This window comes from Dickeya fangzhongdai, from assembly GCF_002812485.1.
Classification (GTDB): domain Bacteria; phylum Pseudomonadota; class Gammaproteobacteria; order Enterobacterales; family Enterobacteriaceae; genus Dickeya; species Dickeya fangzhongdai.
Genome location: NZ_CP025003.1, coordinates 346,903 through 364,660 on the forward strand (window position 1 = coordinate 346,903; position 17,758 = coordinate 364,660).

General features: G+C 56.9%; 14 protein-coding genes. 8 read left to right on the forward strand and 6 right to left on the reverse strand.

The window, feature by feature from the left end; translation table 11 throughout:
* The first annotated feature begins 38 nt into the window (after positions 1 to 38).
* Entirely contained in the window at positions 39 to 1,301 is a 1,263-nt protein-coding gene (murA, locus tag CVE23_RS01640) for a UDP-N-acetylglucosamine 1-carboxyvinyltransferase (RefSeq protein WP_038917564.1), read from the forward strand.
* A 53-nt stretch (positions 1,302 to 1,354) separates the two neighbouring features.
* On the opposite strand, the gene degS is transcribed toward murA, so the two are convergent.
* The 3 genes from degS to zapG all read right to left on the reverse strand — a co-directional run bounded on the left by degS (position 1,355) and on the right by zapG (position 4,517).
* On the reverse strand, positions 1,355 to 2,416 hold the full coding sequence (degS, locus tag CVE23_RS01645; RefSeq protein WP_100848722.1) for an outer membrane-stress sensor serine endopeptidase DegS: 1,062 nt from the start codon (positions 2,414 to 2,416) through the stop codon (positions 1,355 to 1,357).
* Positions 2,417 to 2,504: 88 nt separating this feature from the next.
* On the reverse strand, positions 2,505 to 3,875 hold the full coding sequence (gene degQ, locus CVE23_RS01650; protein ID WP_038917566.1) for a serine endoprotease DegQ: 1,371 nt from the start codon (positions 3,873 to 3,875) through the stop codon (positions 2,505 to 2,507).
* A 237-nt stretch (positions 3,876 to 4,112) separates the two neighbouring features.
* Positions 4,113 to 4,517: a Z-ring associated protein ZapG gene (zapG, locus tag CVE23_RS01655; RefSeq protein ID WP_038663124.1), complete on the reverse strand. Its 405-nt coding sequence runs from the start codon at positions 4,515 to 4,517 to the stop codon at positions 4,113 to 4,115.
* Between the two features lie 210 nt (positions 4,518 to 4,727).
* Here zapG and zapE point away from each other — a divergent pair, with 210 nt between their 5' ends.
* Positions 4,728 to 5,858 (forward strand): cell division protein ZapE, encoded by a 1,131-nt coding sequence (zapE, locus tag CVE23_RS01660; protein WP_100848723.1) that lies wholly within the window; start codon positions 4,728 to 4,730, stop codon positions 5,856 to 5,858.
* A 55-nt stretch (positions 5,859 to 5,913) separates the two neighbouring features.
* On the opposite strand, the gene yghX is transcribed toward zapE, so the two are convergent.
* Positions 5,914 to 6,801, reverse strand: coding sequence for a YghX family hydrolase (gene yghX / locus CVE23_RS01665; protein WP_049854026.1), 888 nt, complete (start codon positions 6,799 to 6,801; stop codon positions 5,914 to 5,916).
* A gap of 473 nt (positions 6,802 to 7,274) precedes the next feature.
* Between yghX and rplM the strand changes: the two genes are divergently transcribed.
* From rplM to CVE23_RS01695, 5 genes are all read left to right on the forward strand, one after another.
* Entirely contained in the window at positions 7,275 to 7,703 is a 429-nt protein-coding gene (rplM, locus tag CVE23_RS01675) for a 50S ribosomal protein L13 (RefSeq protein WP_012883052.1), read from the forward strand.
* Between the two features lie 15 nt (positions 7,704 to 7,718).
* Positions 7,719 to 8,111, forward strand: a complete 393-nt coding sequence (rpsI, locus tag CVE23_RS01680) for a 30S ribosomal protein S9 (protein WP_013316025.1) — start codon at positions 7,719 to 7,721, stop codon at positions 8,109 to 8,111.
* 318 nt (positions 8,112 to 8,429) lie between these two features.
* Entirely contained in the window at positions 8,430 to 9,071 is a 642-nt protein-coding gene (gene sspA / locus CVE23_RS01685) for a stringent starvation protein SspA (RefSeq protein WP_024104257.1), read from the forward strand.
* A 4-nt stretch (positions 9,072 to 9,075) separates the two neighbouring features.
* Positions 9,076 to 9,573, forward strand: a complete 498-nt coding sequence (sspB, locus tag CVE23_RS01690; RefSeq protein WP_100848724.1) for a ClpXP protease specificity-enhancing factor — start codon at positions 9,076 to 9,078, stop codon at positions 9,571 to 9,573.
* A gap of 134 nt (positions 9,574 to 9,707) precedes the next feature.
* The gene (locus tag CVE23_RS01695; RefSeq protein WP_038663113.1) at positions 9,708 to 10,118 is read left to right on the forward strand and encodes a GFA family protein; all 411 of its coding nucleotides are present in this window, start codon (positions 9,708 to 9,710) and stop codon (positions 10,116 to 10,118) included.
* A 71-nt stretch (positions 10,119 to 10,189) separates the two neighbouring features.
* Here the strand turns inward: CVE23_RS01695 and CVE23_RS01700 are convergent, their stop codons facing one another.
* Positions 10,190 to 11,608 carry a glutamate synthase small subunit gene (locus CVE23_RS01700; protein WP_038917570.1) on the reverse strand — a complete coding sequence of 473 codons (1,419 nt, stop codon included), beginning with the start codon at positions 11,606 to 11,608 and terminating at the stop codon, positions 10,190 to 10,192.
* 9 nt (positions 11,609 to 11,617) lie between these two features.
* Positions 11,618 to 16,078, reverse strand: coding sequence for a glutamate synthase large subunit (gene gltB / locus CVE23_RS01705; protein ID WP_100848725.1), 4,461 nt, complete (start codon positions 16,076 to 16,078; stop codon positions 11,618 to 11,620).
* A gap of 718 nt (positions 16,079 to 16,796) precedes the next feature.
* On the opposite strand from gltB, the gene mnmL reads away from it, so the two are divergent.
* Positions 16,797 to 17,726, forward strand: coding sequence for a tRNA modification radical SAM protein MnmL/YtqA (mnmL, locus tag CVE23_RS01710; protein WP_100850387.1), 930 nt, complete (start codon positions 16,797 to 16,799; stop codon positions 17,724 to 17,726).
* The last annotated feature ends 32 nt before the right edge of the window (positions 17,727 to 17,758 follow it).

Sequence of the window (17,758 nt, forward strand, 5' to 3'; positions counted from 1 at the left end):
GCCGTGCTATTGAGTCTGAACATTGAGAAATCGTCACTATGGATAAATTTCGTGTGCAGGGTCCAACCCGGCTCGCTGGTGAAGTCACCATTTCCGGCGCTAAAAACGCAGCTCTGCCCATTCTGTTTGCCGCATTGCTGGCTGAAGAGCCGGTAGAAATCCAGAACGTTCCCAAGCTGCGTGATATCGACACCACCATGAAGCTGTTGAGCCAACTGGGCGCGCGCGTCGAGCGCAACGGTTCCGTGCATGTGGATGCGAGCACGGTTAACGTGTTCTGTGCACCCTATGACCTGGTGAAAACCATGCGCGCGTCAATTTGGGCGCTGGGCCCGCTGGTGGCGCGCTTTGGTCAGGGGCAGGTGTCGTTGCCGGGAGGCTGCGCCATCGGCGCTCGTCCGGTTGATTTGCACATCAATGGCCTGGAACAGCTGGGCGCGCACATCACGCTGGAAGAAGGGTATGTGAAGGCCACGGTCGAAGGTCGACTGAAAGGCGCACACATCGTGATGGACAAGGTCAGCGTCGGCGCGACTGTCACCATCATGAGCGCCGCTACGCTGGCGGTGGGCAAAACCATCATTGAAAACGCCGCGCGTGAGCCGGAAATCGTCGATACCGCCAATTTCCTCAATACGCTGGGCGCCAAAATCAGCGGCGCGGGTAGCGACAAAATCGTCATTGAAGGCGTGGAGCGTCTGGGCGGCGGGGTCTATCGCGTGCTGCCGGACCGCATTGAGACCGGTACTTTCCTGGTGGCGGCCGCGGTGTCAGGCGGTAAGGTCATGTGCCGCCACACTCGCCCGGATACGCTGGATGCGGTGTTGTCCAAACTGCGCGAAGCGGGTGCTGATATCGAAATCGGCGAAGACTGGATCAGCCTGGACATGCATGGTCGCCGGCCGAAAGCGGTCAACGTGCGTACCGCTCCGCATCCGGGATTCCCGACCGATATGCAGGCGCAGTTCAGCCTGCTGAATCTGGTGGCGGAAGGTACCGGCGTCATCACTGAAACCATCTTCGAAAATCGCTTCATGCATATCCCCGAACTGATTCGTATGGGCGCGCAGGCGGAAATCGAGAGCAACACGGTGATTTGTCATGGCGTTGAGCACCTGTCCGGTGCGCAGGTAATGGCGACCGACCTGCGTGCGTCAGCCAGTCTGGTACTGGCGGGATGTATCGCGGAAGGCACCACGCTGGTGGATCGTATTTATCATATCGATCGCGGCTACGAACGCATTGAAGACAAATTACGCGCGTTGGGCGCCAACATTGAACGTGTAAGCGCTAACGACTAATCGTTCCTGCCGGGCGGCCTGTTCGTCGCCCGGCATTTTCCCTAGGGTTTGGCTTAGTCGCTGGGATATTCCTGGATAGTCATATCAAGCTTTATTTCCTGATTATCACGTAAAATGGCCACCGGAATGACTGAACCGGGGCGAATTTCCGCCACCTGATCCATAGTTTCTATCACCGAACGCGCCGGTTTACTGTTGACCTCCAGCAGCAGGTCGCCCTCTTTGATGCCAGCCTTATCCGCCGGGCCGCCGGAATCAACCTTATTGACGATGATACCCTGTAGCCGCTCCAGACCGGTTACCTGATTGCCTAGTCGCTCGCGCTGCGCGCCACTGATACCGATATAACCACGAATCACCCGTCCATCGCGGATCAGCTTGTTCATGATCTTGGTCGCCAGTGCGGTAGGTATGGCAAAACCGATGCCTTCCGGCGTACCGCCATCGTTGCTTTTATCAAATGATAGCGTGTTGATGCCGACCAGCTCGCCAAGCGTGTTAACCAGCGCGCCGCCGGAATTGCCGCGGTTGATGGAGGCGTCGGTTTGCAGAAAATTCTGCCGGCCGGAGGAGCTAAGTCCTACCCGGCCGGTAGCGCTGACAATCCCCTGTGTCACCGTCTGGCCGAGGTTGTAGGGGTTGCCGATGGCCATCACCACATCGCCGACGTGGAACACCCGTTTCGGATTGATGGGGATTTCCGGCAGATTTGCACCTTCAATTTTCAGTACCGCCAGATCAGTCAGGCTGTCTGAGCCCACCAACAGCGCTTCAAAGATGCGGCCATCCTGCAGCGTGACCACAATTTGTTCAGCATTGCTGATCACATGCTTGTTGGTGAGGATGTACCCTTTGTTGTTCATGATCACGCCGGAGCCCAGCGTACGGATATTCAGCTCGTTTTGGGCGCTCGGGTCGTTGGCCTGATTGTATACGTTCACCACGGCTGGCGCGGCGCGGCGCACTCCCTGATAATAGCTGACCGGGGTTTCCTGGCTGTCGCCGCCGCCGGATTTGAGCAATCCCTGATTGGAACGCAATGCCGGGATTGCCAGCAGCAGGATGCCGGCCACGATGACACCGAACAGCGCCGAACGTAACAGTTTGGTTAGCATGAGCGTTTTGGGTGCATAAAGAAGGTTGGATCGCAGAATATCAGAGAAGAATGGACACCGCATCGCGCGGCGTCCATTTTTTCATGGCTTAACGCAGCAACAGATAGATACTCTCGTCGCCGCGGACAATATTCAGGGCCAGCACTGAAGGCTTGGCTTCCAGAATTTTGCGCAATTGGGTGATGTTTTCCACGCGTTCGCGGTTCACGCCGACAATAATGTCGCCTTTTTGCAGACCGACTTTGGCAGCGGCGCTGTCTTTAGCCACATTATCGATCGCCACGCCTTTGTTGCCGTCCTTCAACTGCCCGTTGTTGAGGGTCGCGCCTTGCAGGGCCGGAGACAGGGTGTCGGCATTGGTGGTGACGTTGGCGCTGTTATCCAGTACGACTGCGACTTCCTGCTGCTTGCCGTCGCGCAGCAGGCCGATACGTACAGTTTTGCCCGGCGCGGTGGTGCCGATCTTGGCGCGCAGTTCGGCGAAGCTGCTGATGGATTTGCCATCCAGCGATACCAGTACGTCGCCCGCTTTGATGCCGGCCTTGGCGGCGGCGGACTTAGGAATGACCTCGCTGACGAAGGCGCCGCGCTGTGCGTCCACCTTGAACGCTTTGGCGATTTCAGAGGTCATCTCGCTGCCCTTGATACCCAGCAGGCCGCGTTTCACTTCGCCGAATTCCACCAACTGCTGCGTCAGATTCTGCGCCATGTTGCTCGGAATGGCGAAACCGATGCCGACGTTACCGCCGCTCGGCGCCAGAATCGCGGTGTTGATGCCGATCAGTTCGCCGCGTAGGTTAACCAGCGCGCCGCCGGAGTTACCGCGGTTGATGGAGGCATCGGTCTGGATAAAGTTTTCCAGCCCTTCCAGATTCAGGCCGCTGCGACCCAGCGCGGAAATGATGCCGGACGTCGCGGTCTGACCGAGTCCGAATGGGTTGCCGACGGCAACGGCGAAGTCACCGACGCGCAGCTGATCGGAGTCGGCCATTTTGACCTCGGTGAGATTCTTGGCGTCATTCAACTGCAACAGGGCGATATCGGTCTGCTCGTCGCGGCCGATCAGTTTGGCGTCGTATTCACGGCCGTCATTCAGCTGCACCTGAATTTTATCGGCGTTGTTGACGACGTGGTTATTGGTCAGCACGTAGCCTTTTTCGGCATTGATGATGACGCCGGAACCCAGCCCTTCAAACGGGCGAGAGTTCTGTTTTTCAGAAGGCGTATTGGGACCGAAGAAGAATTTAAACTCTTCCGGGATACGCTGGCGCTGTACCTGCGTGCCTTCCACGTGGACGCTCACTACGGCGGGCAGCACCTTTTCCAGCATCGGCGCCAGGCTGGGCAGAGCCTGACCTTCTACAACCGCAGGCAATGCGGCATTGGCCGGGGGCAGCGAAGACAACGACAGTCCAATACCGAGTGCCAGTGCGCTATATAACAACGATGTTTTTTTCATTGATTGTTAACTCTCTCACGACCTGCCTATGAATAAAACAATGATATATAAACTCAAACTTGCGGTGAAGACTCAGACCCAGGGCAGTGTGTAAAGTTCACTGATATTTCGTCAGCAGAATGTAACGGCCATCGGTGCGGGGGAAGATAATAGCGGCCGACGGTAGGGTCGTACCCTGACGACAAACGTCGTGCCGTCAGGGTGAATACAATCGGAAAGAACGGTAAAAATAACCGGTTACTTGCCGATCGGGCGTGTACCGCGCAGCAGGCCGGAAGCGCTGCCCGAGTAGTCGCGGGGCGGCATGTCCACCGGCGCCTGATCGTTGTCCGACTCGGCTTCGGTCAGGCGATAGCGGAACGGGTTATCCTGCATCGGGACATCCGGCAGCAGGCTGTTGGAGCTTTTCGCCATGTGCTGATAAAGCTGGCGGTAATCGCGCGCCATGTTGTCGAGCAGTTCCGCGCTGCTGGCAAAGTGACTGACCAGTTCCTGACGATATTCTTCCAGCTCGGTTTTGTTTTTCTCCAGTTCGTTTTGCAGTACCTGCTGCTGGCGCAGTTTACGGTTGCCGAACCGCATCGCGACAGCGCCAATGATGACACCGATAACAAATCCAATCAGCGCAGACTCCCAGGTCATAAAACGACTCCTATTTTGACTTCGTTGTCCCGTAGGGTTTTTTCACTTAATAATAGTCACTATAACCGCTAACCTCGCCGGAGTGGAGCCCCTGTGTCTGGTCTGACCGGGAACACAGGCGCCGCGAAGCGGTAACGCCCACGATCGCGGGCTGAACCGGCGTTAACGCACGATAAAATACAACGAAATTTTTCTCAGGGATTTTGCGCTATGCAGAGAACAACCCCTTTGGCACTTTACCAGCAGGCTTTGGCGGCACAGACCTACCAGCCGGATGAAGTGCAGCATCAGACGGTCATCCGCCTGAACGCCATTCATCAGACGCTGACGGAACAGGTGTGGGCGCCCGCGGAAAGCAGCGCGCCGGGACTGATGGCAAAATGGCGAGCCTGGATCGGGCACAAGGAAAAATCGCCGTCGCCGGTACAAGGGCTGTATATGTGGGGCGGCGTGGGGCGGGGTAAGACCTGGCTGATGGACCTGTTTTTTCACAGTTTGCCTTCGGAACGCAAGCTGCGTCTGCACTTTCACCGTTTCATGCTGCGCGTGCATGAAGAGCTGAATCAGTTGCAGGGACAGGAAAATCCGCTGGAAAAGGTGGCCGACGGGTTTAAGGCGCAAACCGACATTCTGTGCTTCGACGAGTTCTTCGTCTCCGATATTACCGACGCCATGCTGCTGGCGGAACTGCTGCGGGCGCTGTTCTCCAGGGGCATTGCGCTGGTGGCGACCTCCAATATTCCGCCGGATGAACTGTACCGCAACGGGTTGCAGCGCGCGCGTTTCCTGCCGGCTATCGAGTTGATCAAGCAGCATTGCGCTGTATTGAATGTGGATGCCGGCATCGATTACCGGCTGCGCACCCTGACTCAGGCGCACCTGTATCTGACCCCGAACAATGCGGATACCGACGCAGAGATGCAGGCGATGTTCCGCCGCCTGTCCGGGCGTGATTTCAGTCAGCCCGGTCCGGTGCTGGAGATTAATCATCGACCGCTGGCGACGCTGAGCGCCGGCGACGGGGTGCTGGCGGTGGATTTCGCCACTCTGTGCCTTGAGGCGCGCAGCCAGAATGACTACATCGCGCTATCGCGGCTGTACCACACCGTGCTGTTGCACCATGTTCCGGTGATGGAAGTTAAAGATGAAAACGCTGCCCGCCGCTTTCTGGCGCTGGTGGACGAGTTTTACGAACGCCGGGTGAAGCTGATCATGTCTGCGCAGGCGACGATGTTCGAGATTTATCAGGGCGAACATCTGAAGTTTGAATACCAGCGCTGCCTGTCGCGTTTGCAGGAAATGCAGAGCGAAGAGTACCTGCGTCAGCCCCACCTGCCGTGATTGTCGCTTGCCGCCGGGAAATGACGGCGGCAAGACGCTTTTAGCGCATGACGGTTTATACCAGATAACGCCGGAACCAGGCGATGGTCCTGTTCCATGCCAGGTCGGCGGCGGCTTTGTCGTACCGCGGCGTGGAATCGTTATGGAAGCCGTGATTGGTGCCGGGGTAGACGTAGGCTTCGTAGGTTTTATTGGCGGCTTTTAACGCGGATTCATACGCCGGCCAGCCGGCATTGATGTTGTCGTCGCGCTCTGCGTAGTGCAACAGCAACGGCGCCTTGATGCGGGCGACGTCTTCCGGTTTGGGTTGACGTCCGTAGAACGGCACGGCAGCGGCCAACTCCGGATAGGCCACGGCCGCCGCGTTGGATACGCCGCCGCCGTAGCAAAATCCGGTGATGCCGACTTTGCCGGTCGCGTCTTTATGCTTCATCAGAAATTCGACTGCGGCAAAGAAATCATTCATCAGTTTGGTCGGGTCGATCTGCTGCTGGAGTTCCCGCCCTTTGTCGTCGTTGCCCGGGTAGCCGCCGACTGAGCTCAGGCCGTCCGGCGCCAGCGCGATAAATCCTTCTTTGGCCAAACGCCGCGCCACATCCTCGATATACGGGTTAAGACCCCGATTTTCATGCACCACCACCACGGCGGGAACCGGGCCGCTGGTTTTGGCCGGGCGCACAAGATAGCCGCGTACGCTGCCGTGACCGTTAGGGGAAGGGTAGGTGATGTATTCCGGGATGATCGCCGGGTCGGTGAATTCCACCTGCTGCGCCAGCGCATAGTTCGGGCTCATCAGGGATAGAATGGTCATGGCGGTCAGGCCGCCCGCGGCATACCTGGCGGCGCGCTCCAGAAACTCGCGCTTGGTCAGTTTGCCGTGCGCGTAATAGTCATAAAGCTCAAGCAATTCCGGTTGAAAATCTTTTGCTGTAAGGCGCGTCATCTCACTCTTCCTCCGCTGATGTTGTTCCAAATCAATGTAGCAAAAAGAAAAGCGGGCCGGAGTGGATGCACCATATGCCAGCAGGGGGGATGTTGCGGTGAGGTATGAAAACCGTTACTTATCAAATCATTATCGTGATGCAACGCGGCGGTGATGTTCGGTTGCTTGCGCCGCCTCCACAATGCTTACCATGCTTTACTTTTCGTGGATGCGGTTTTGCTCCGACGCGGTTACGCCGGCTCAAATCTTTCGCCATTTGGTTGAGAAAAAAGTCGATCTTTGGAATCGACTTCTCTATAATCTTGCGACCCCACGTTACAACAAAGTTTTTTCCCGAAACTTTAATCGCGCTGGCAATAGCTATTCGAAGGGGTAGGTTTGCTGGACTAGATAGCCGTGTGAACCTCAAAACACTATATTTATGAAGCGTTTGGGTGTTCACCAACGTGTAACTTAAATTGGGTAAGCTTTTAATGAAAACTTTTACAGCTAAACCAGAAACCGTAAAACGCGACTGGTACGTTGTTGATGCGAGCGGTAAAACTCTTGGCCGTCTGGCTACTGAACTGGCTCGTCGTCTGCGCGGTAAGCACAAAGCGGAATACACTCCGCACGTTGATACCGGTGACTACATCATCGTTCTGAACGCAGAAAAAGTTGCTGTAACCGGCAACAAACGTTCTGACAAGATGTACTACCACCACACCGGCCACATCGGTGGTATCAAAGAAGCGACCTTTGAAGAGATGATTGCCCGCCGTCCTGAGCGCGTAATTGAAATCGCGGTTAAAGGCATGCTGCCGAAGGGCCCGCTGGGTCGTGCTATGTACCGTAAACTGAAAGTTTACGCTGGTAACGAGCACAATCACGCGGCACAGCAACCGCAAGTTCTGGACATTTAATCGGGATTACAGGCAATGGCTGAAAATCAATACTACGGCACTGGTCGCCGCAAAAGCTCCGCCGCTCGCGTATTTATCAAACCGGGTAGCGGCAACATCGTCATCAACCAGCGTACTCTGGAACAGTACTTCGGCCGCGAAACTGCTCGCATGGTCGTTCGCCAGCCGCTGGAACTGGTCGACATGGTTGGTAAACTGGATCTGTACATCACCGTTAAAGGTGGTGGTATCTCCGGTCAGGCCGGTGCTATCCGTCATGGTATCACCCGCGCTCTGATGGAATACGACGAATCTCTGCGTTCTGAATTGCGTAAAGCTGGCTTCGTTACTCGTGACGCTCGTCAGGTTGAACGTAAAAAAGTTGGTCTGCGCAAAGCACGTCGTCGTCCGCAGTTCTCCAAACGTTAATTTCTGGCTGCCTGGCAGCGAAATCAACGCAGAAAAACCCGGTGCCTGTCACCGGGTTTTTTTTCGACCTGTATCGTTCATGGAAAAAATCTGCTTTGATTACCGTGGGTTAGTCATGAAAATACGCTTATCCCCCCACAAAACAAACAGAATCTGATACACTATTCGCCGGTTTTGTGCCTGTTCGCCAGCAAGTGATTTTAACAGAACGACGGATGTCGTCCGCTTTCCCCGCGGGGAAGTCCAAACGCGGCAAGGCCAGCAGGATCCTATTCGATCGGTTGTTCGCCGTATTTTTTCGATAACTTGGAGGTTTTCATGGCTGTCGCTGCCAACAAACGTTCGGTGATGACGCTGTTTTCCGGTCCGTCCGACATTTTTAGCCATCAGGTCCGCATCGTACTGGCCGAGAAAGGGGTGAGTGTCGAGATTGAACAGGTGGACATGGATAATCTGCCGCAGGACCTTATCGACCTCAATCCTTACGGTTCCGTACCGACGCTGGTTGACCGTGAGCTGACGTTGTATGAATCACGTATCATCATGGAATATCTGGATGAGCGTTTCCCTCATCCGCCGTTGATGCCGGTCTATCCGGTGGCGCGCGGCAACAGTCGCCTGATGATGCACCGGATTGAGCAGGATTGGTATTCGTTGATGAAAACCGTCCTGAATGGCAATGCACAGGATGCGGAGGCCGCGCGCAAGCAACTTCGTGAAGAGCTGCTGGCTATCGCCCCGGTTTTCAACGAAGCCCCGTATTTCATGAGTGAAGAATTCAGTCTGGTGGATTGCTATCTGGCACCGCTGCTGTGGCGTCTGCCGCTGCTGGGGATTGAATTGAGCGGTTCCGGCGCCAAGGAACTGAAAGGCTACATGACGCGTGTGTTCGAACGCGATGCCTTCCTCGCTTCCCTGACTGAAGCCGAGCGCGAAATCCGGTTGCAATCCAGAGGGTAATGGCATGACGTTGTCTCAGCTCTCTCCGCGCCGCCCGTATTTATTACGGGCCTTTTATGACTGGTTGCTGGACAACCAGCTGACGCCGCATCTGGTGGTGGATGTGACCGTTCCCGGCGTGCAGGTGCCGATGGAGTTTGCACGCGACGGGCAAATTGTCCTGAATATTGCGCCGCGTGCGGTGGGAAATCTCGAACTGGCTGACGACAGCGTACGTTTCAACGCGCGTTTTGGTGGTGTTCCCCGGCAGGTGTTTGTTCCGATGGCGTCGGTTATGGCGATTTATGCCCGGGAAAATGGCGCGGGCACCATGTTTGAGCCGGAGCCAGCCTACGAAATCGTCGAAGAGTTTGGCGAGCAGCCTCAAACCGAAGATGAGTCCAAACCGACGCTGATATCGGTGGTGGACAACGAATCTCCCTCTTCGCAGAACGAGCAGCCGGATGACGAGCCGCCGCAGCCGCCGCGAGGCGGCAGACCTTCCCTGCGCGTGGTCAAATAATCGCGATTGATAAAAAAGGCACAGTAATGTGCCTTTTTTATTGGTTGGAAGAAAAGCAGCAACAGTAACGTACTTTGCTGTTTATCAACGGGTTTATCCATTGTCAGTGTCGTGTCTAATCGAAGGAGAATGTGATGAAAACCAGTCAAGGCCGCTGTTTATGCGGTGCGGTAACCATAACGGTCCCTGAGTCATGTACGCACGATGTTTACGTCTGCCATTGCGGTATGTGCCAGAAGTGGGGCGGCGGGCCGTTGATGGCGATTGAATCTCAGCATGATGTGGTGATTGAAGGGAAAGAGCATATCGGTTTTTATCGCTCTTCCGACTGGGCAGAGCGCGCGTTCTGCCGTACATGCGGGACTCATCTGTTTTATCGGTTGTTTGAACCGGAGATCTATTCGCTTTCGGCGGGGCTATTTTCAGACGGACAAAAACGATTGGTTTCGCAAATCTATATTGATAATAAGCCTGATTATTACGACTTTGCGCAGCAAACCCCAATGATGACCGAACAGGATGTTATTGATTTACATAAAGCGTAATATCCGCTCGATCGCCAGCAAGAAAAAAGCAAAAGGCGGCCTGAGCCGCCTTTGAGATATCCTGAAAGCAATTACACTTCCAGATAGTTCATGATGCCGTCAGCCGCTTTGCGGCCTTCGGCGATCGCCGTGACCACCAGGTCGGAGCCACGCACCGCATCGCCGCCGGCGAAGATTTTCGGGTTTGAGGTCTGGAAAGCGCTGTCGCTCTGCTCCGGCGCGATGATGCGACCCTGTGCATCCAGATCCACACCGTGCTCCGCCAGCCATGCCATCTTGTGCGGACGGAAACCGAACGCCATGATGACAGCATCCGCTTCCAGCACATGCTCAGACCCTTCCACCGCTTCCGGACGACGGCGGCCATTGGCATCCGGCGCACCCAGTTCAGTACGAATCACGCGTACGCCGCACACTTTACCCGCGCCGTTGATTTCGATGCTCAGCGGCTGCAGGTTGAAGCGGAATTCCACGCCTTCTTCACGCGCATTTTTCACTTCGCGTTTGGAGCCCGGCATGTTCTCTTCATCACGGCGGTAGGCACAGGTTACGTGCGTCGCGCCCTGACGAATCGAGGTGCGCAGGCAGTCCATCGCCGTATCGCCGCCGCCCAGCACTACGACGCGCTTGCCCTGCATCGACGTGTAAGGTTCCTGTTCGCCGGTTGCGAAGCCCATCAGCTGCTTGGTGTTGGCAATCAGGAACGGCAGCGCATCGTATACGCCCGGCGCGTCTTCATTTTCCAGCCCGCCGCGCATCGACTGATAGGTGCCGACGCCCAGGAAGACGGCGTCATATTCCGTCAGCAGGTCGCTCAACTGAATGTCTTTGCCGACTTCGGTGTTAAGCTGGAATTCGATACCCATCTCGGTGAAGATTTCGCGGCGTTTGGTCATCACCTCTTTTTCCAGCTTGAAAGCAGGAATACCGAAGGTCAGCAAACCACCGATTTCCGGGTGGCGGTCATAAACCACCGCCTTCACGCCGTTACGGGTCAGCACGTCGGCGCAGGCCAGCCCGGCAGGGCCGGCACCGATAATAGCCACGCGCTTGCCGGTCGGCTGTACCGACGACACGTCCGGACGCCAGCCCATCTCGATCGCTTTATCGTTGATGTAGCGCTCGATGTTGCCGATGGTGACGGCGCCGAATTCGTCGTTCAGGGTGCAAGACCCTTCGCACAGGCGATCCTGCGGGCAAACGCGGCCGCACACTTCCGGCAGGCTATTGGTCTGGTGAGACAGCTCCGCCGCTTCAATGATCCGGCCTTCGTTGGCCAGTTTCAGCCAGTTCGGGATGTAGTTGTGAACCGGACATTTCCATTCGCAGTAAGGGTTGCCGCAGGCCAGGCAGCGATCTGCCTGCGCCTTGGACTGGCTTTCCGAGAACGGCTCGTAAATTTCAACAAACTCGATTTTACGAATCTTCAGCGGTTTCTTGGGCGGATCAACGCGCTGTAAGTCGATAAACTGATAAACATTCTGACTCATGATGACCTCTTACTGCGCCTGTACCCGCAGCTCCGCTGCGGAACGACTACGATGACCCAACAACGCTTTCACATCACTTGATTTCGGCTTTACCAGCGCAAATTTCGATGCCCAGACCGGCCAGTTGGCGAGGATTTCCTCACCGCGTTGCGAGCCGGTGTGCTGGACGTGCTCGGTAATCAGCCCGCGCAGATGCTCTTCATGAATCGCCAGATTTTCCACATCAAGCACTTCAACCAGTTCCGGGTTGACGCGTTTGCGGAATTCGCCGTCCTCATCCAGCACGTAGGCGAAGCCGCCGGTCATGCCTGCGCCGAAGTTGACGCCGGTACGACCCAGGATGCAGACGATACCGCCGGTCATGTATTCGCAGCCGTTATCGCCGATGCCTTCCACCACGGTGATGGCGCCGGAGTTACGTACCGCGAAACGCTCGCCGGCACGCCCAGCGGCGAACAGCTTACCGCCGGTCGCGCCGTACAGGCAGGTGTTGCCGATGATGCTGGCCTCGTGGCTGCGGAAGGCCGAGCCGACCGGCGGACGTACGGAGATAATGCCGCCAGCCATGCCTTTGCCCACGTAGTCGTTGGCGTCGCCGGTCAGGGCCAGCTCAACGCCGCCGGCGTTCCACACGCCGAAGCTCTGGCCGGCTGTACCGGTGAAATGTGCTTTGATCGGATCGCTCGCCAGCCCCTGATCGCCGTGTTTTTCCGCGATCACGCCGGACAAGGTCGCGCCGACGGAGCGGTCAGTGTTACGGATGTCAAAGTAGAGCGTTTTGCTCTGTCTGGCGTCGACATGCGCCTGAGCCTGCGCGATCAGTTCTTTGTTCAGCAGGCCCTTGTCAAACGACGGGTTACCTTCGGTGCAGTACAGCGCTTTGCCGGGTTGCGGCGTCACGGTGTGCAGCAACGGCGACAGGTCCAGCTTGTTCTGCTTGGCGGTAATACCGTCCAGTTCGACCAGCAGATCGGTGCGGCCGATCAGGTCCACCAGACGGCTGATGCCCAGTTCCGCCATCAGCTCGCGGGTTTCGCGGGCGATGAAGGTGAAGTAGTTCACCACACGCTCCGGCAGACCGTGATAGTGGTCGCGGCGCAGCTTGTCATCCTGCGTCGCCACGCCGGTGGCGCAGTTGTTCAGGTGGCAGATACGCAGGTATTTACAACCCAGCGCCACCATCGGTCCGGTGCCGAAGCCAAAGCTTTCCGCTCCCAGAATCGCCGCTTTCACGATGTCCAGACCGGTTTTCAGGCCGCCGTCAACCTGCAGGCGGATTTTGTGACGCAGGCCGTTGGCGACCAGCGCCTGCTGGGTTTCCACCAGACCCAGTTCCCACGGGCAACCGGCGTATTTCACCGAGGACAGCGGGCTGGCGCCGGTGCCGCCGTCGTAACCGGCGATGGTAATCAGGTCGGCATAGGCTTTCGCCACACCGGTAGCGATGGTGCCGACGCCCGGCTCGGAAACCAGCTTGACCGAAATCATCGCCTTCGGGTTGACCTGTTTCAGGTCGAAAATCAGCTGCGCCAGGTCTTCGATCGAATAAATATCATGGTGCGGCGGCGGCGAAATCAGGGTCACGCCCGGTACGGAGTAACGCAGGCGCGCGATGTACGGCGTGACTTTGTCGCCCGGCAACTGGCCGCCTTCACCCGGTTTGGCGCCCTGCGCCACCTTGATTTGGATAACGTCGGCGTTGACCAGATAGGCCGGGGTGACGCCAAAACGACCGGAAGCCACCTGCTTGATACGCGATACTTTATTGGTGCCGTAACGCGCTGGGTCTTCGCCGCCTTCGCCGGAGTTGGAGAAACCACCCAGGCTGTTCATGGCTTCCGCCAGCGACTCATGCGCTTCGGGGCTCAGCGCGCCGATGGACATGGCGGCGGTATCGAAGCGTTTGAACAGTTCAGAATCCGGCTCGACCTGCTCCAGCGGGATAGCCGCGCCTTCCTGCGGCTGCAACGCCAGCAGGTCGCGCAGCATGGACGCCGGGCGCTCGTTCACCAGTTTGGCGTACTGCTGGTAATCGTGGTAGTCGCCGCTGTGCACCGCGGTTTGCAGCGTTTTCACCACATCCGGGTTGTAAGCGTGGTACTCGCCGCCGTAGACAAATTTGAGCAAGCCGCCCTGATCGAGCTTCTGGCGCTTGAGCCAGGCGCGTTTGGACAGATTTTGCAGATCCTGCTCGAAGTCGCTGAAGTTGGCGCCGCCGATGCGGCTCACCACGCCCTGGAAGCAGCGGGACGCCACATCGTTGTGCAGACCGACCGCTTCGAACAGTTTCGAACAGCGGTAGGAGGCGATGGTGGAGATCCCCATCTTGGACATGATCTTGTACAGGCCCTTGTTGATGCCGTTGCGGTAATTCTGCATCACGGTACGGTACGGTTTGTCGATGGTGTGGTTATCCACCAGACGGGCCAGCGCTTCATAGGCCAGATACGGGTAAATCGCGGTAGCGCCGAAGCCGAGCAGCACGGCGAAATGGTGCGGATCGCGGGCACTGGCGGTTTCAACGATGATGTTGGCATCGCAGCGCAGGCTCTTTTCCACCAGACGAGCCTGAATCGCGCCCACCGCCATCGGCGCCGGCACCGGCAGGCGATCCTGCGCGATGCCGCGGTCGGTCAGCACCAGCAATACTGCTCCGGCGCGCACCTTGTATTCCGCTTCGTCGCACAGTTTTTCAACCGTGTCCTGCAATGAACGCTGTTTCGGATCGAAGGTGATATCGATCTTCTCGGCGCGATAGTGCTCGGGATCCTGATTGATCAACTGAATGAAGTCGGAGTAGAGCAGGATCGGCGATTTGAAGCTCAGACGGTGAGCCTGACCTTCCGCCTCGCAGAAGACGTTCATTTCACGACCGATACAGGTGGCGAGCGACATCACGTGTGCTTCGCGCAGCGGGTCGATCGGCGGGTTGGTTACCTGCGCGAATTGCTGGCGGAAATAATCGTAAATGATGCGCGGACGGCTCGACAGCACGGCGAACGGCGTGTCGTCGCCCATGGAGCCGGTCGCTTCCTGACCGTTTTCCCCCAGCACGCGAATAACCTGATCCAGCTCTTCGTTACTGTAGCCGAACTGCTTCTGGTAGGTTTCCAGCAGCGCGTCGTCAAGCTCCCGGCTGCCGACCTGATCGTCCGGCAGCTCTTCGAACGGCACCAGACGCTTGACGTTTTTCTCCATCCACTCTTTATACGGATGGCGGCTTTTCAGGTCATCGTCGGTTTCGGTCGAATGCAGGATACGGCCGGTACGGGTGTCGATCACCATCAGTTCGCCCGGACCGACGCGGCCTTTTTCCACCACTTCGTCAGGCTGGTAATCCCAGATGCCCACTTCGGAGGCGCAGGTGATCAACTTATCTTTGGTGATGACATAGCGCGCCGGACGCAGACCGTTACGGTCGAGGTTACAGGCCGCGTAGCGCCCGTCGGACAGTACCAGACCGGCCGGACCGTCCCACGGCTCCATGTGCATGGAGTTAAAGTCAAAGAAGGCGCGCAGCTCCGGGTCCATATTCGGGTTGTTCTGCCAGGCCGGCGGCACCAGCAGACGCATGGCGCGCACGATGTCCATCCCGCCCGCCAGGAATAGCTCCAGCATATTGTCCAGCGACATGGAGTCTGAACCGCTTTCGTCCACGAACGGCGCGGCGTCCAGCAGATCGGGAATCAGCGGGGTCTTGAATTTGTAGGCGCGGGCGCGAGCCCACTGGCGGTTGCCGGTGATGGTGTTGATTTCGCCGTTGTGCGCCAGATAGCGGAACGGCTGCGCCAGACGCCAGCGCGGCACGGTATTGGTGGAGAAACGCTGGTGGAACAGGCAGATGGCCGATTCCAGACGCAGGTCCGCCAGATCCAGATAGAACCGCGGCAGGTCCGCGGGCATGCACAGACCTTTATAGATATTCACCAGATTGGAGAGGCTGCACACATAGAAATCTTTATCCTGCACGCGCTTCTCGATACGGCGGCGCGCCATGAACAGGCGGCGTTCCATATCACGCGGACGCCAGCCGGCCGGGGCGTTGACAAAAATCTGTTCGATGCGCGGCAGAGAAGAGAGCGCGATCTCACCCAGCACGTCCGGGTTGGTCGGCACTTCGCGCCAGCCGAGTACGGACAGGGTTTCATTCTGCAGTTCTTCTTCGACAATTCGACGGGTGGCCCGAGCCTTTTCTTCATCCCGGCTGAGGAACAGCATGCCGACCGCGTAATTGTTGGCCAGACGCCAGTTGTGTTCTTCGGCGACCAGGCGGAAGAAACGATCGGGTTTCTGAAGTAATAAGCCGCAACCGTCGCCGGTCTTGCCGTCGGCAAGGATCGCGCCACGGTGCTGCATGCGGGCCAGGGCGTGAATCGCCGTCCGCACGACTTTATGGCTCGGTTCACCTTCTATATGGGCGATCAATCCGAAACCACAGTTGTCTCTTTCATGGGATGCATCGTACAACATATCTCAGTGAACCTCCCCAGGCTCTGTATGACTTCCTCATCGCCAATGCCACCACCAGAATGCGGGCGCTTATTAAATGGCGTGTTAACCGCGCGCTAACCGCGAGCGACCCCTTCACTGCGCCAATTTGACATCAGTGGTGTGCGCCGCTCTCTTTTATCTGGCCTCTCGTAAGGTCTCACAAGTGGTGTGCTTGCTTGATGAGGGAGTCTTCTTCTTACTGCATAAATATGACGAGACGTTGACTCGTCGGGAAAGCTTCCAGCGGATTCCCAAATTAGCGAGAAACCCTGTTCAGGTCAAATCTCCATAGCGGGTAAGCACTTTAGGGATAATATTTACTTATGTTTATGAAATAAAAGGATTTAATTAATAAAAATAAGACGTTGGCAAGGTGGGGGTATTGGTCTAACTGTGAGCTGTATCACTATGCTAACGGCGGGTTTTTATCGCTGCATGCTACGATAATGTGACTTACTGGCATCTTATTCTGTCTGGTGCGAGTTTTTTAACTTATGACACTGTTTTTCATTTTACGGTCATCTTTTAATGGAATGAACCCCGCAGATAAGAAAAATTAATCAAGAAAGATGTGATTTTATTTTCAATAAAAACGAATAAACATGCAGTTATATAAACCGGAGCGTATTGATCGGGGTCATCGCCGTTAATAAGCGTTAAAGGTAGGCTGATTTTTTGTGAAATGAAGAATCAGAATATGCAATTGCAAAAATTAATCAATATGTTTGGTGGCGAGCTTCAGCGTCGTTATGGAGAAAAAATCCATAAATTGACGCTGCACGGGGGATTTAGCTGTCCGAACCGCGATGGCACGTTGGGACGCGGCGGTTGCACCTTCTGCAATGTGGCGTCGTTCGCCGACGAGCAGATGCAGCAGCGCAGCATCGCCGAGCAACTGGCTGCGCAGGCCGGCAAGGTCAATCGCGCCCGCCGCTATCTGGCCTATTTTCAGGCTTATACCAGCACGTATGCCGAGGTGCAGGTGCTGGCGTCCATGTACCGGCAGGCGCTGACGCAGGCTGATATGGTGGGGTTGTGCGTGGGCACCCGGCCGGACTGTGTGCCGGATACGGTGCTGGACCTGCTGGCTGACTATCACGAACAAGGCTATGAAGTCTGGCTGGAGCTGGGGCTGCAAAGCGCCCATGACCGAACGTTGCGGCGCATCAATCGCGGGCATGATTTCGCCTGTTACCGGCAGACCGCACAGCGCGCGCGCGCCAGAGGGCTCAACGTGTGCAGCCACCTGATTGTCGGCTTGCCCGGCGAGAGCGACGAGCATTGCCTGTCGACGCTGCAGCAGGTGGTGGAAGCCGGCGTGGACGGCATCAAGCTGCATCCGTTGCACATTGTGACCGGCAGCGTAATGGCGAAAGCCTGGGGAGCCGGTCGGCTACCGGAACTGTCGCTGGCGCGTTATGTGTCGATTGCCGGCGAAATGATTCGTCACACCCCGCCCGGAATTGTCTATCACCGTATTTCCGCCAGCGCCCGGCGGCCGACGCTGCTGGCGCCGCTGTGGTGCGAAAATCGCTGGACCGGCATGGTCGGCGTTCACGACTACCTGCAACAGCATGGCGCGCAAGGTTCCGCGCTGGGGCAGCCGTTTCATTACTCAACAAACTAACCTCCGCGGCGGCTCGCAAATTGACCGCTCAT